Below are 15,458 nucleotides of genomic sequence, written 5' to 3'. Positions count from 1 at the left end.
GATATCGGGCTTGCTCGCTACGGTTTTCAGAGGGCCTTGTGCCAACTGGGCGCATGTATAAAAAAGGGAACCAAAAGGTTCCCTTTTTTTATGCGCTGGCCAGTTCCACCGTCAGTCCCTCGCTGGCGAGGAACACTTGCAGGCCATCGAGACGGCTGCTGTAGCGGCCCATCACGTCGGCAAACACGGCTTCGAGCTGCTCGTCGCTGCGGGTCGGTTCGTGGTGGGTGCAGTACAGGCGCCGCGCGCCGCAGCGCAGGGCCAGGTCGAAGGCGGCGTCGAAGGTGCCGTGGCCCCAGCCCTGTTTGCCCGGGTATTCCTCGCGCGTGTACGAGCAATCCATGATCAGCGCGTCGACGCCGGCGATGAGCGCATCGATGCGGGCCTGGCGCTGCGCATTGCGCTCTGAGCACGCCGCATGCTCGGCGTGGCCGGGCGGATGCAGGTTGTAGAACGGTTCATGGTCGCCGCTGAAAAACAGCGAAGCGCCGCCGCAGTCGATGCGGTAGCCGAGGTTGACGACGGGATGGTTCATTTCCGCGCCGCGCACGCACGCGCCGCCCACCTCGACGGCTTCGCCCGGCGCCAGGGTGCGGTACTCGATGCTGGCCGCCATGGCCGCTTCGCTGACGGGGAAATAACTGCCTTGCAGCTGCACCGCCATCACGTGCTCGATGCCGCGCCCGCTGATGCCGTCAAAGGCGCCATGCAGGCGCATGCGGTTGCCGGCCACGAACAGGGGCGAGAACATGGGCAAGCCGTGGATGTGGTCCCAATGGCTGTGCGTGATAAAGACGTGCGCGTCGACGGGCTGGCCCGGCGGCAGTTGCTGCGCCAGCGAAAAGATGCCGCTGCCCGCATCGAGAATGATCAGGCTATCGTTGTCGGTGCGCACTTCGATGCACGTGGTGTTGCCGCCGTAGCGCGCCGTGCGCGGGCCGGGGGAGGGGATGGAGCCGCGCACACCCCTGAACGTGAATTTCATTCAGTACCTTGTTACAGTGTAATTATTGTTGATTCTATTCTAATTAATGAGATTGGCGGCAACATTTATGCGTGTTGTGATACGGAAAGTAATTTCATTTTGTTGTGACTAAGTAATGTACAGTGCGCGGGACGGCCGTTACACTGGCGCTTGCCGACTTCCCCTTTTTTGCTTGCCCATTACCTGATTGCCACCAATATGCCTCAGTTGCACCCTGAGAAAATCGCCCACAGACTGGAGCAATTGACCGAACTCAGTGTCGCGCTCGGCCACGGCCTGGGCGGCGAGGGACACGACATTGGCGCGCTGTTGCAGCGCATCGTGCTGCTGGCAAAAAGCATGAGCGGCGCCGATGGCGCCACCCTGTACCGGCCCGCGCTCGAAGGCCGCCAGCTGGCGTTCGACATCAGCGTCAACGACAGCCTGGGCATCGCGCAGGGGGCGGACATGGGCTTGCCTGGCGTGCCCCTGTTCGATGGCGCGGACCAGCCGAACCTGGCATCGGTGGCCGCGTATGCGGCGAACATGCGCCGCAGCGTGAATATCGCCGACGTCTACCGCGACGAGGCCTTCAATTTTTCCGGCATGCGCGAGTTCGACCGCCACCACGGCTACCACACGCAATCGATCCTGACGGTGCCCATGAGCGACCATGAGGGCGACCTGATCGGCGTGCTGCAGCTGGTCAATGCCAAGGATGGCGAGACGGGGCAGGTGCGCGCCTTTTCCTCCACCGACCAGCGCTTCATCGAGGCCTTGGCCGCGCAGGCGGGCGTGGCGCTGACGAATCAATTGCTGATCTCGCAGCTGGAAGAGCTGCTCGAATCGCTCGTGACCCTGATCAATATCGGCATCGATGAAAAGTCGCCGTACACGGGCCGCCACTGCCAGTTCGTGCCCGAGCTGACGATGCTGCTGGCCGACGCCGCGCACGCCACGCAAACGGGGCCGCTGGCCGATTTCCGGCTCAGCGACAACGAGCGCAAGCAGTTGTGGCTGGCCGGCCTGCTGCACGATTGCGGCAAGATCACCACGCCCGTGCACGTGGTCGACAAGGCCACCAAGCTGGAAACCATTTTCGACCGCATCGCCCTGATTGACACGCGCTACGAAGTGCTGCTGCGCGACGCCGAGATCGCGGCCCTGCGCCAGCAGGCGGCGCAGCCGCTGCAAAAGGAGGCCATCGCCCGCGCACTGGAGCAGGAGCAGGCGGCGCTGCGCGAAGAGCGGGACTTCATCCGCACGGTCAATATCGGCGGCGAAAGCATGGCGCAGGCCGACCAGGAGCGCGTGCGGCAGATCGCCAGGCGCCGCTGGCGCGCGGCCGACGGCGAACTGCGCGATTTTCTCGACGCCGACGAGACGGAAAACCTGACCATCCGCGCCGGCACGCTGACGGCGGCCGAGCGGGCCATCGTCAACAACCATATCAGCGTGTCGATCCGCATGCTCGAAGCGCTGCCGTGGCCCAAGCACCTGCAAAAGGTGCCCGAATACGCGGGCGGCCACCATGAGCGCATGGATGGCAAGGGCTATCCACGGGGACTGACGAAAGAGCAGATGTCGGTGCCGGCGCGCCTGATGGCCATCGCCGACATTTTCGAGGCGCTGACGGCGCGCGACCGGCCCTACAAGAAGGGCAAGTCGCTGTCCGAATCGCTGCGCATCCTCGGCAATTTCAGCCTGAACGGGCATATCGACCCGGAGCTGTTCGACGTTTTCATCCGCAGCAAGGTCTATCTGACCTTCGCTGAAAAGCACATGCATCCGAGCCAGATCGATGCCGTCGACGAGGCGGCCATTCCGGGTTATACCCCGTGACGCTGTCGCTGGCCTGGCGCAGGCATGGGGTGCGAACGCTGCTGGGCATAATGCTGACCTTGGCGGCGGCCGTGCTGTGCCTGGCCGGCAACGAGAATATCGCGCGGCTGGACGCCATGCTGGGCGACTGGCGCATGCGCGCGGAAACGCCGCAGCTCGACCGCCGCATCGTCATCGTCGACATCGATGAGCAAAGCCTGGCCCGGGTGGGCCGTTTTCCCTGGAGCCGCGATGTGCAGGCGCGCCTGGTGCGCCAGCTCGCCGGGCATTACGGCGTGGCCGCGCTGGGCTTCGATATTTCGTTTCCCGAAGCGGACACCAGTTCCGGCTACGCTGTGCTGCAAGGACTGGCGCAGGGCGAACTGGCGGGCGTGGCCGGCTTGCCGGCGCAGCTGGAAAAACTGCGCCCGGCCATGGACTACGACGGCCTGTTCGCCGAGGCCATGCGGGGCCAGCCCGTGGTACTCGGCTACAGCGTCTCGGAGCAGCAAAGAAAGGGCGTGTTGCCCAAGCCCGCCTTTACCGTCGCCGACCTGAATGGCCGCACGGTGACGGCCTACGTGGCGCGCGGCTACGAAGCCAATATCGCGCCCCTGCAGGCGGCCGCGCAAGGCGCCGGCATCTTCACGGCGCTGACCGATGCCGATGGCGTCGTGCGTTCCTCGACCCTGCTGCAGCGCATCGGCGACAGCTATTACCCGTCGCTGTCGCTGGCCACCGTCGCCGTCTACCTGCAGGCGCGCGCCATCGCCCCCCGTTTCACGGGCACGGCCGATACCCTGTCGGCGCACGAACTGGCCAACGGCGGCCTTGAACACATCATGCTGTTCACGCCGCGCGGCGCGCTGGCGATCCCCGTGGGCGAAGCCTTGACGACGACGGTGGAGTACCGCGGCGCGGGCGGCCCCGATGGCGGCGCCTTCCGTTATGTGTCGGCGTCCGACGTGCTGGCCGGCACGGTGCCCCCCGCGCTGCTCAAGGGTGCCATCGCGCTGGTGGGCACGACGGCGCCCGGCTTGAACGATATCCGCGCCACGCCCGTGAATGCCGAGTATCCGGGGGTGGAAGTGCACGCCAACCTGATCAAGTCCATGCTCGACGGGCGTTTCAAGGCGCGGCCCGATTATGCGCTGGCATTGGAACTGGTGCAGATCCTGCTGTTTGGCCTGCTGCTGGCCGGCGCCCTGGCCGTGCTGCCGCCGGCCGGCGTGATGCTGGCGACGCTGGGCGCGCTGGCGGCCGTCATCGGCATCAACTTGTATCTGTACGCCGCGTACGACCTGGTGCTGGGCGGCGCCGTGCTGCTGTTGCTGATCCTTGCGCTGTTCATCGCCAACCTGGCATGGGGTTATTTTTTCGAGGTGCGCAAGGGACGCGCGCTGGTGGCCCGTTTCGGCGAATACGTGGCGCCCGAGCTGGTGGCCGAGATGGCCGACGATCCGCGCCGCTACACGATGGAGGGCGAGAACCGCGAACTGACGGTGCTGTTTGCCGACGTGCGCGGTTTCACTGCCATTTCCGAGCAGCTGGCGCCGGCCGCCCTGCGCGAATATATCAACGAATACCTGACGGCCATGTCTGAAGATATCCGCGACAGCCATGGCGGCACCCTGGACAAATACATCGGCGACGCCGTGATGGCATTCTGGGGCGCGCCCGTCGCCTTTAGCGATCACGCCAGCCGGGCCGTGGCCAGCGCCCTGCTGATGCAGGGCAGCGCGGCGCGGCTGAACCAGCGGTTTTGCGCGCGCGGCTGGCCGGCGCTGCGCATCGGCATCGGCATCAATACGGGACCCATGCATGTGGGCGACATGGGTTCGCGCATCCGCCGCGCCTATACCGTGATGGGCGACAGCGTCAACCTGGCCGCCCGCCTGGAAGGGGCCAGCAAGCTGTATGGCGTGGGCATCGTCGTGGGCGAGGCTACGCGCGCCGCCGCCCCGGACTTTCTATACCGCGAGCTCGACCGCGTCAGAGTGGTCGGCAAGCAGGAAGCGGTGGCCATCTTCGAGCCGCGCTGCCCGCTGGCCGGCGCCCCTGCCGCCGAGCTGGCGCAGCTCGAGCGCTGGCATGCTGTGCTGGCCAGTCTGCGCGCGAGCGACTGGGCGGCGGCCGGCGCGCAGCTGGCCCGCTTGCAGGCGGACTTTCCCGGCGATGGCTTGTACCGGCTGTATGCGGCGCGCCTGGAGCAGTACCAGAGCGCGCCGCCGCCCGCCGGCTGGGATGGCGTGACGGAATTGCATAGCAAATAGGCCGGCCATTGCGGCATTTTTCATCATTCTCGGCGCACGGTTTGTTGCGTTGCGATAAAAATCAGGGAGAAATGTTAGAAATTTCTGACTGGAAACTAAAAGCCGTCTAAAATTTGTCTTCAATCCATTGTCGGACATGCAGGCGCCTGCGGGCCGCGCGCTTGTCCGGTTACACAAGAAATCCTTCACATGACATATCGTTTGGTGCACCTGCTTGCGGGTTCCGCGCTGCTGTTCGCCGTCGGCGCCGCCGGCGCTGCTGTTTCCATGGATGACGCTACCCCTGCCGCGCAGGAAGACGGCGTGCCGCGCTTCGAAATCCGCCGCTTCGACGTCCAGGGCAATACCCTGCTCACGTCCGCGCAGGTGCAAGCCTTGCTGGCGCCCTTTACGGGCGTGCAGCGCGATTTTTCCGACATCGCCCGCGCCGTCGAGGCGCTGGAAGCGGCCTACCGTGAGCGTGGTTACAGCGCCGTGCAGGTGCAATTGCCCGAGCAGGAACTGGAACGGGGCGTGGTGCGCCTGAGCGTGCTGCAAACGCCGCTGGGCAAGGTCGCCATCAGCGGCAACATCTACGCCGATGAGGCCAACGTGCGGCGCGCCTTGCCGTCTCTGCGCGAAGGCGAGACGCCGAACCTGCCGGCCCTGTCGCAAAGCCTGAAGCTGGCCAATGAAAACCCGGCGCGCAAGATCGAAGTGCGGCTGCAGGCCGACGAGCCGGCGGGCGCCATCGACGCCATCGTCACGGTGGCCGATGAAAAGCCGTGGAAAGCCATGCTCAACGTGGACAATACGGGCAATGCGCAAACGGGCAAGACACACGTGGGCGTCGTGCTCCAGCATGCCAACCTGTTCGGGCTCGACCATGTGGCCAGCCTGCAGTACACGAGTAGCCTGGAAAAGCCCGACAAGGTGGGCGTGTATGGCGCCGGCTACCATTTGCCGCTGTATGCGCTGGGCGACTCGATGGACTTTTTCGCCAGCTATTCGAACGTCGATTCGGGCAGCGTCTCGGCCGGCATCTTCGACCTGGCCGTCAGCGGCCAAGGCAGCATGGCCGGCATCCGCTACAACCAGAACTTTGCCCGCAGCGGCGACTTCGAACCCAAGCTCGTGTACGGCATCGATTACAAGGCTTACCGCAACAGCGTGCAGCTGTTCGGCATGGAACTGGGCGCCGACGTCACCGTGCATCCGCTCAGCATCAGCTACATCGGCAACTGGACCTTGCCCACGGGCGAGACGAGCGTGGCGGTCACCTTCGCGCACAATATCCCTGGCGGCAAGCATGGTGCGCAAGCCGATTTCGACCGGGTGCGCGCGCATGCGAAGGCCGCCTACAACACCTTGCGCCTGAGTGCCAGCACGGGGCGCGTGCTGGCCGGCGACTGGCAGTGGCGCGCGCTCGTCAATGCGCAAGTCACGCCGGACGCGCTGGTGCCGGGCGAGCAGTTCGGCGCCGGCGGCGCCGCGTCCGTGCGCGGCTTTGCCGAGCGCGAGGTATCGAATGATTCGGGCGTCAACCTGAACCTGGAGTGGTACACGCCGAACTGGTGCGGCCAGGCGCTCGGCTACCAATGCCGCGCGCTGGCGTTCTATGACACGGCCTGGCTGCGCCGCAACCATGGCTTGCCCGGCGAAAGCGCGTCGCAAGGCATCAGCAGCGGCGGCCTCGGCCTGCGTTTGCTGCTGAGCCGCTACGCCAATCTGCAACTCGATTACGCCCATGTCGTCAATGGCGGCGACACGGGACAGCGGGGCGCCAACCGCCTGCATTTCCGCCTCGCCTTGGCCTACTAGTATCAGGATGAACACCATGCACAACCACGTCCCGCACGCCTCCGCTTTCATCCTGACGCCGCCCTTTGCGCCGCCTTTGCGCCGCACGGCGCTGGCGCTGCTGCTGGCCGGCTGCTTCGGCGCCGCGCAGGCCAACCCCGCCTTGCCGCAGGTGGTCAACGGACAGGCCACGTTCAACCAGCAGGGCAATATCTTCTCGATCACGAACACGCCCAACACCATCATCAACTGGCAGAGCTTTTCCATCCATGCGGGCGAAATCACGCGCTTCATCCAGCAAAACGGCAATAGCGCCGTACTCAACCGCATCACGGGACAAGACCCCAGCAAGATCCTGGGCAGCCTGGAATCGAACGGCAAGGTCTTCCTGATCAACCCGAACGGCATCGTCTTCGGCCAGGGCGCGAAAGTGGACGTGAACGGGCTGGTCGCGTCCAGCCTGGGCATGACGAACGAGGATTTCCTGGCAGGCAAGCGCCAGTTCACGGCCGGCGGCGTGGCCGGCGGCGTCGGCAATGCGGGTACCATCAATGCGGGCAAGGGCGGGCAAGTGCTCCTGATCGCACCGAACGTGGAAAACACGGGCATCATCACGGCGCCAAATGGGGAAGTGATCCTGGCGGCGGGCCGCAGCGTGCAACTGGCCGACCCCGGCAATCCGCAATTGCGTGTGCTCGTCTCGGCACCAGGCGACCAGGCGCTGAACCTGGGCCAGATCATCGCCCAGGGCGGCGGCATCGGCATGGCCGGCGCGCTGGTCAGCCAGCGCGGCGTGCTCAACGCCAACAGCGCCGTCGTCGGCGAGAACGGCAGGATCGTGCTCAAGGCCAGCGGCAAGGCGCTGCTCGAGGCGGGCAGCGTCACCAGCGCCAGGGGCGCGGCGGGTAAAGGTGGCGACATCCAGGTGCTGGGCGAGCAGGTGGGTTTGCTGGGCAATGCGAAGGTCGATGCCAGCGGCACTGCGGGCGGCGGCACGGTCTTGCTGGGTGGCGACTACCAGGGCAAGAACGCGGCCGTGCAAAATGCGCGGCAAGTACTCGTCGGCAAGGACGCCAACATCAACGCCGATGCGATTGACAGCGGCAACGGCGGCAAGGTCATCGCCTGGGGCAATGAATCGGCGCAGGTGCACGGCAGCGTTTCCGCACGCGGCGGCGCACAGGGCGGCGACGGCGGCTTCGTGGAAACGTCCGGCCATTACCTGGCCGTCGACGGCGTCCGCGTCAATACGGACGCGGCGCGCGGCAAGCGCGGCAACTGGCTGCTTGACCCGTACGACATCACCGTGGTCTCCGGCGCGGGCGGCCAGCTGACTGACGTCGACCAGTTCGCCGACTCTCCGTCCACCGGCAACACCAGCATTGGCGCCGACCTCATTTCCGACGCCAGCAGCAACGTCACCTTGCAGGCCCTGCACCGCATCAATTTCAACAGCGCCATCCACATCACGCAGCAAGGCGTGGGCTTGACGGCGCAGGCGGGCGAAATCATCAATGTCAATGCGCCGATCACCACCAGTGGCGGGCATATCACGCTGTCGGCCAACGATGCGGCCGCAGGCATGGCTTATGGCGTCGGGTCGAACGTCAACCTGAATGCGGCGCTTGACAGCGGCAATGGCAACGTACGGCTGTCTGGCGCCGGCGTCACTTTCGGCGTCGGCTCGGTCAATGTCGGCAATGGCAACCTGGTCTTGCGCGCGAATGTCGCCGGTGGTGCCATCGATTTGACGGGCAGCGGCGATCAGCTGCTGGGCAGTGGCGTCACCGGCCAGACGGTGCTGTTGGAGGCGGACAACATCAGCATCAACGGCGCCATCAATGTTGGCGGCGCCACGGGCAATGCCGGGGTGACCATGCAGGCGTTCACGGCGGGACGGGAGATCGTGCTGGGCGACAAGCCCGGTAACGGCCTGCGCCTGACAAATGCCGAACTGAACCGCATCGCCGCCGGCAGCGTGCATATCGGCAGCGCCACTGGCGGTGACCTGACGGTGGAGCAGGCAGTCGATCTGGCGACGGTCGCGCCGGGCGGCGGCGTAAAAAACCTGGTGCTCGAAAGCGGCGGCAATGTACTCGTATCGAACACGCTGGCGCTGCGCCAGGATGGCAGCGGCATTGCCGCCACGGCCGGTGGCCTGCTGTCGGTCGCCAGCGGCGGCGGCCTGTCCGCCGGCGCGGTCAATCTGGTTGCCGACAATATGAGCCTGGGCGGCGGCGCGCAATCGGTAGCGGCCACGGCGGGCGGCACCGTCAGCCTGAGCCGCCGGTCCAGCGTGGGCACCATCACTCTGGGCACGGGGGCGGCGGACAATGCCAGCAGCCTGGGCCTGAGCGAGGCGGAATTGAAAACCATCAGCGCCGGCACGTTGCAAGTGGGCAGCGACAGTTTTGCCGGAGTCGTGAATCTCATCGGCGGGCTGGACCTGGCGTCGCAAGGCGAATTGAACCAGCTTGTGCTGCGCACGGGCGGCAATATCAATCTGAACGCCCCCCTCAGCGTGGCCAGGGGCTTGACCCTTGCTTCCGGCGGCAACATCAGTGCGAGCGGCGCCGTCAGCGTAGGCGGCGACTTCCTGCTCGATGGCGGACGCTGGGTGCAGAACAGCGCCAGCCTGCCCATGTTTTCCGCGCGCGGCTTCGGCATTGCGCAGGGCAGCTTCCTGCGCGCGTCCGACGGCGACGGCGGTGCGTCCTCGCCCTACCTGATCGCCGATATCTACGGCTTGCAAGGCATCGCCAGCCTGGGTCTGGGCAACAGCTATCGGCTGGCCGGCAATATCGACGCCAGCGGCACGGTCAACTGGAACGATGGCCAGGGCTTTGTGCCGATCGCTGGCGGCGGCAGCGGTTTTTCCGGCGTCTTCGATGGCGGCGGATTTGCTCTCAGCAATTTGAAAATCGACCGCACCCTGGCGTCCGGTTCGGCGGCAGGCCTGTTTGGCACCGTGCAGGGCGGCACCTTGCGCAACCTGACCCTGAGCGGCGGCAGCGTCACCGGCACGGCCAACGTGGGCGCGCTGGCGGGCAATGTCGTCAGCGGCACCGTCGATGGCGTGAACAGCAGCATGGCCGTCAGCGGCCAGCGCAATGTCGGCGGTCTGGTGGGCAGCAACGGCGGCGCCATCACCATGTCCAGCAGCAGCGGCGCCGTCACCGGCGTCAATGCCGACAATGGCGGCGCCATCGGCGGCCTGGCGGGATTGAATGCGTCCGTCGCTACCATCGCGACTTCGTACGCCACCGGCGTGGTGACGGGCGCGCGCGAGATGATTGGCGGCCTGGTCGGCAACAACCAGGGGGCGCTGAGCCAGTCTTATGCCACTGGCAATGTCACTGGCGCGCGCAGCATCGGCGGCCTGGTGGGCCTGAACGGCGGCACTATCGACGATGCGTACGCCAGCGGCGCCGTGGGCCGGGCCGGCAGTGCCGACCCCATCCTGGTCAGGGAAAACATGGGCGGGCTCGTTGGTGAAAGCACGGGCAGCGTCAGCCATGTCTTCAGCAGCGGTGCCGTGACCGGTGACGGCTATGCGGCCGTGGGCGCGGTGGCCGGCCGCGTCTCCGCCGGTTCCCCGTTCAGCTATGGTTTTTTCAATTATGAAACGTCGCTGGTGCAGATCGATGGCGGCGGCTCCAGCGGCCGCAGCACGGCGCAGATGCAGCAGCAGGGCAGCTTCAACGACTACAATTTCAGCAGCGTGTGGCGCATCTACGAAGGCTATACGACGCCGATGCTGAAGGCTTTCCTGAAGCCGCTGCAAGTGAATCTCTCGGGCAATGCCACGGGCAAGGTCTACGATGGCCAGCTGGCCGCCTTCCTCGGTTCGATCGGCTATGTGGGATTGCTCGACGGCGACACGGGCGTGAATGGCAACCTCGGCTACGGCAACGCGCGCAACGTGGGCAGCTACGCAGCGACGGGCCTGTGGTCGACCAAATACGACATCACCTTGGGCGGCACGACGACCTTTGCCATCACGCCGCGCGCGCTGACGGTGAGCATCGGCGGCAATGGCAAGGTCTATGACGGCACCCTGGACTACGACGGCGCCAGCTACGTGCTGGGCAATCTGGTGACGGGCGACAACATCAGCATCAATGGTAGTGCTGCTTTCCTCGACAAGAATGTGGGCGGCAGCAAGGCCGTGCACGCCAGCGGCCTGACCCTGGGCGGCAATGAACTGGGCAACTACAGCCTGGCCGCGATGACGGCGGACGGCACGGCTGCCATCACGGCGCGCGTCCTGAACTATGGCGTCTCGGGCGCGCAAAACCGCGTCTACGACGGCGGCTTGCAGGCAGCCCTGAATGGCTATTTCGAAGGCCTCGTGACGGGCGACCAGGTCGGCATGGCCGGCTTGCAGGGCAGTTTCCGCGACAAGAATGCGGGTACTGGCAAAGTGGTCGATTACCAGGTGGCAACGGGCCACCTGACGGGCGCCGATGCGGGCAACTATGTGCTTAATGGAAATGCGGGCAGCACCACGGCCGACATCACGGCGCGCACCCTGAACGTGAGCTTTAACGGCATCAACAAGACGTATGACGGCACGACGGCTGCGCAAGTGAGCTTTGGCGACGACCGCGTGCAGGGCGATGTCCTGACGCTGGCGGGCAATGCCGCGTTTGGCAACAAGAACGCGGGTACCGGCAAAGCCGTCACGGTGACGAACGTGGGCGTGAGCGGTACTGACGCGGGCAACTATGTGTTGAACACCAATGCGGGCAGCACCACGGCCGACATCACGGCGCGCACCCTGAACGTGAGCTTTAATGGCGTCAACAAGACCTACGACGGCACGACAGCGGCACAGGTTGGCTTTGGCGATGACCGCGTTCAAGGCGATGTCCTGACGGTGGCGGGCAATGCCGCGTTTGGCAACAAGAATGCGGGCACCGGCAAAACTGTCATGGTGGCGAACGTGGGCGTGAGCGGGACTGACGCGGGCAATTATGTGTTGAACGCCAATGCGGGCAGCACGACGGCCGACATCGCGGCGCGTACCCTGAACGTGAGTTTTACTGGCAGCAACAAGACCTATGACGGCACGACCGGTGCGCAAGTGAGCTTCGGCGACGACCGTGTGCAGGGCGATACTCTGGCGGTGGTGGGCAATGCGGTGTTTGGCAACAAGAATGCAGGTACCGGCAAAACCGTCACGGTGACGAACGTGGGCGTGAGCGGCACTGACGCGGGCAACTATGTGTTGAACACCAATGCTGGCAGCACCACGGCCGACATCGCGGCGCGCACCTTGAACGTGAGTTTTAATGGCGTCAACAAGACGTATGACGGCACGACAGGCGCACAGGTCGGCTTTGGCGACGACCGCGTGCAGGGCGATGTCCTGACGGTGGCCGGCAATGCCGCGTTTGGCAACAAGAACGCGGGTACCGGCAAAGCCGTCACGGTGACGAATGTCGCGTTGAGCGGTGGCGATGCGGGCAACTATGTGTTGAACACCAATGCTGGCAGCACCACGGCCGACATCACGGCGCGTACCCTGAACGTGAGTTTTACTGGCAGCAACAAGACCTATGACGGCACGACGGACGCACAGGTTGGCTTTGGCGATGACCGCGTCCAAGGTGACGTGCTGACGCTGGCGGGCAATGCGGCGTTTGACAACAAGAACGCTGGTGCCGGCAAGGCCGTCAATGTAAGCAATGTGGGCGTGAGCGGCGCCGATGCTGGTAACTATGTTTTGGGTGCCAACAGCGGTAGTACGACGGCCGACATCGCGGCACGCACCCTGAACGTGAGCTTTAACGGCATCAACAAGACCTACGATGGCACGACGGGCGCACAAGTGAACTTTGGCGACGACCGCGTGCAGGGCGATGTCCTGACGCTGGCGGGCAATGCCGCGTTTGGCAACAAGAATGCAGGTACCGGCAAAGCCGTCACGGTGACGAATGTCGCGTTGAGCGGCGGCGATGCCGGCAACTACGTGCTGGGCAGCAATGCTGGCAGTACCACGGCCGATATCGGCGCGCGGGCGCTGAACCTGTCCGGCGTGGCGGGCAACAAGGTCTACGATGGCACGACGGGTGCGCAGCTGAGTCTGGGCGATGACCGTGTCGCCGGCGACAGTTTAATAGCCTCGGCCATAGCCACCTTTGCGGACAAGAACGTGGGCACGGCCAAGGCGGTGCAGCTCAGCGGCGTGGCATTGACGGGCGCCGATGCGGGCAATTACTTTATCGTCTTGCCGACGGGTTTGCTGGCCAGCATCACGCCCGCCAGCCTGACCCTGGCAGGCTTGAACGCCGCCGGCAAGGTATATGACGGCACGACTTCCGCCACCGTCAGCGCGTCGGCGAACGGCGTGCTGGACCAGGATGTGGTCAGCGTAGTGGGCGGCAGCGGCAGCTTTGCCGACAAGAATGCGGGCGCCGGGAAATTGGTGACGGCCAGCGGTTTCCGCCTGGAGGGCGCCGATGCGGGTAACTACATCCTGGAAACGACGGGCGGCACCACGCAGGCAACGATTGCGCAAAAACAATTGTCCACCTGGGTAGGCAGCGGCAACGGCTTGTGGAGCGATGCGGCCAACTGGGACGGCGGCGTGGTGCCGGAAGGCGCGAACGTGCTGGCTGTCGATTTTACCAACAGCAAGGGCATCGTTACCTACAGCGCGGCGGCCGGCAACACCATCCTGAAAAACCTGAACTCGTCGACGGGCTTGCTGTTGACGGGCGGCAGCCTGACCCTGGGCGAGAGCACGCTGGACCGCTCCGTGCTGGGCGGCCTGGCCGGCCTGGAAATCAACGGCGGCAGCTTGCTGCTGAACGGCAGCCTGTCGGCGGACCGTTACGCGCAAGGCGGCGGCGTGCTGAGCGGCAATGGCAACTTGCTCATCGCCAACAGTTTTAATCAGACTGCCGGCGCCATCCGGCTGGCAGGCCAGTTGGCCATCACGCAAGCGGCTGGCGACTTGCGCTTCGCCAGCCTGGCGGCGAACGATGTACAGCTGAGCGCCTTGAACGGCGCCATCGCCCAGGATGGCGCGCTGCTCGCCGGCAGCCTGACCGCGCAAGCGCGCAACGGCATCGTGCTGGGCAATGCGGGCAACCAGGTAAGCAGTTTTACCGCCAGCAACAGCGCAGGGGGCGGCATTGCGCTGAACAATAGCTCGGCACCGGGCACCTTGGCCCTGGGAACGCTGACCACGGGCGCAGGCAATATCGCCATCGACAACACGGGCGGCGTCACGGCTGGCAATATCAATGCGAATGGCGGCAACGTCAGCGTGACGGCGCACAGCCCCGTCACCGTCAACGGCAAGATCGAGGGCAATGACATTGCGCTCAATGCCAGCACGGACGTGCTGCTGGGCGATGGTGCGCAGTTGGCTGCCGCGCGCGATATCAGCGTGACGGCGGGCGGCGACATCCGTGTCGGCGGCAATGCGCATATCGCCAGCGGCGGCAATTTCAGTGCCAGCGCGGAAGCTACTGTACGCTTTGCGGACACGGCCAGCGTTACTTCGCCGGCAGCGGGCAGCGTGAGCGTGTTGGCGAAAACGGGCAGCATCACGGGTGACGCGGGCGTGCGCATCAACCGCCAGCGCAGCGGCGTCATCCTGCTGGCGCCGAATGGCACTGTGAGCATGGCGGATACCATCTTCCTGCCGGCGACCACCATCGACAAGCCCGCGATCGATGCCGCAACGAGCGCCGCCATCGACGAAGCCTTGCGCATCATCAAGCAGGCCGACCGTGCCAACGATGTGCTCGTGTCCACGCCGCCAGCCAAGCCGGACGACAAGAAGAAAGACAGCAAGGATGTTGCCGATGCCACAGATAAACCTACAGGATACAAATTCGATGATGCCGCTAAAAAAATGTACTGCAATTAAGGCCTTGCTGTGGCTGGCCCTGATGTGCGTGGGCGCGCACGCCTGGGCCGGGCAGGTGGCTGGTACCGTCATGCAATTGAGTGGTCCGCTGATGGCCAAGAAGATGGATGGCAAGGTGAAAATCCTGGCCATCAAGTCCGAGGTCGAGCAGGGCGACACCTTGCTGACGGAAAAGGAAACCTATGCCTTGATCAAGCTGATCGACAATAGCGAAATCATCCTGAAACCGAATACCAGTTTCGTGATCGAGCAATTCAGCTACACGGCCGAGCAGCCCGATGGCGACCACGCCATCTTCAGCTTGCTCAAGGGCGGCTTGCGCTCCGTCACCGGCCTGCTGGGCAAGCGCAACAAGGAGCGCTTCGAGATGAAGACGCCGGCGGCCACCATCGGCATTCGTGGCACCACCTTCATCGCCAGCTACGTGCCGCCGGCGGCACCTGGCGGGCCAGCGGCACCCAAGGCTGGCCCGCCCGGCCTGTATGTGCAGGTGCTCGATGGCATGATTCATGTGACCAATCCTGCGGGCACGCTCAACTTTGCCCCGGGCCAGTTCGGCTTTACGCCCAACTTCCAGCAGCCGCCCACGCTGTTGCCCGTCAATCCGGGCATCCAGTTCACGCCGCCAGCAGCCTTCGTGCCTTCGTCGTCGAGCGGCGGCGGTTCTGCCGGCGGCAGCAAGCCTGCCGCCATCGATTGCGTGGTGCGCTAAGTTTTTCACGCAAGCCCGGGAAAT

At 65.0% G+C, this 15,458-nt stretch carries 6 protein-coding genes; 5 read left to right on the top strand and 1 reads right to left on the bottom strand.

Annotation, left to right across the window (positions count from 1 at the left end):
- Positions 1–88: 88 nt before the first annotated feature.
- The gene (locus tag AC4BCN_RS22485; RefSeq protein WP_338679412.1) at positions 89–985 is read right to left on the bottom strand and encodes an MBL fold metallo-hydrolase; all 897 of its coding nucleotides are present in this window, start codon (positions 983–985) and stop codon (positions 89–91) included.
- Positions 986–1,183: 198 nt separating this feature from the next.
- Here AC4BCN_RS22485 and AC4BCN_RS22480 point away from each other — a divergent pair, with 198 nt between their 5' ends.
- From AC4BCN_RS22480 to AC4BCN_RS22460, 5 genes are all read left to right on the top strand, one after another.
- The gene (locus AC4BCN_RS22480; RefSeq protein ID WP_338679411.1) at positions 1,184–2,806 is read left to right on the top strand and encodes a GAF and HD-GYP domain-containing protein; all 1,623 of its coding nucleotides are present in this window, start codon (positions 1,184–1,186) and stop codon (positions 2,804–2,806) included.
- A 50-nt stretch (positions 2,807–2,856) separates the two neighbouring features.
- Complete coding sequence (locus AC4BCN_RS22475; protein ID WP_338679410.1) at positions 2,857–5,058, top strand: CHASE2 domain-containing protein; 2,202 nt, start codon at positions 2,857–2,859, stop codon at positions 5,056–5,058.
- A gap of 189 nt (positions 5,059–5,247) precedes the next feature.
- The gene (locus AC4BCN_RS22470; RefSeq protein ID WP_338679409.1) at positions 5,248–6,858 is read left to right on the top strand and encodes a ShlB/FhaC/HecB family hemolysin secretion/activation protein; all 1,611 of its coding nucleotides are present in this window, start codon (positions 5,248–5,250) and stop codon (positions 6,856–6,858) included.
- A gap of 16 nt (positions 6,859–6,874) precedes the next feature.
- Entirely contained in the window at positions 6,875–14,722 is a 7,848-nt protein-coding gene (locus tag AC4BCN_RS22465) for a YDG domain-containing protein (RefSeq protein WP_490491795.1), read from the top strand.
- Positions 14,723–14,726: 4 nt separating this feature from the next.
- Positions 14,727–15,434, top strand: coding sequence for a FecR family protein (locus AC4BCN_RS22460; protein ID WP_490491794.1), 708 nt, complete (start codon positions 14,727–14,729; stop codon positions 15,432–15,434).
- Positions 15,435–15,458 lie beyond the last annotated feature (24 nt).

Source organism: Janthinobacterium sp. Bl 1 (assembly GCF_058215535.1).
Note: the sequence above shows the minus strand (reverse complement) of the source record. Positions and strands in the feature narration are given on the sequence as shown.

Coding starts and splice junctions, on each gene's coding strand:
- AC4BCN_RS22485 (WP_338679412.1), bottom strand. CDS start 985: ATGAAATTCACGTTCAGGGGTGTGCGCGGCTCCATCCCCTCCCCCGGC.
- AC4BCN_RS22480 (WP_338679411.1), top strand. CDS start 1,184: ATGCCTCAGTTGCACCCTGAGAAAATCGCCCACAGACTGGAGCAATTG.
- AC4BCN_RS22475 (WP_338679410.1), top strand. CDS start 2,857: ATGCTGACCTTGGCGGCGGCCGTGCTGTGCCTGGCCGGCAACGAGAAT.
- AC4BCN_RS22470 (WP_338679409.1), top strand. CDS start 5,248: ATGACATATCGTTTGGTGCACCTGCTTGCGGGTTCCGCGCTGCTGTTC.
- AC4BCN_RS22465 (WP_490491795.1), top strand. CDS start 6,875: ATGCACAACCACGTCCCGCACGCCTCCGCTTTCATCCTGACGCCGCCC.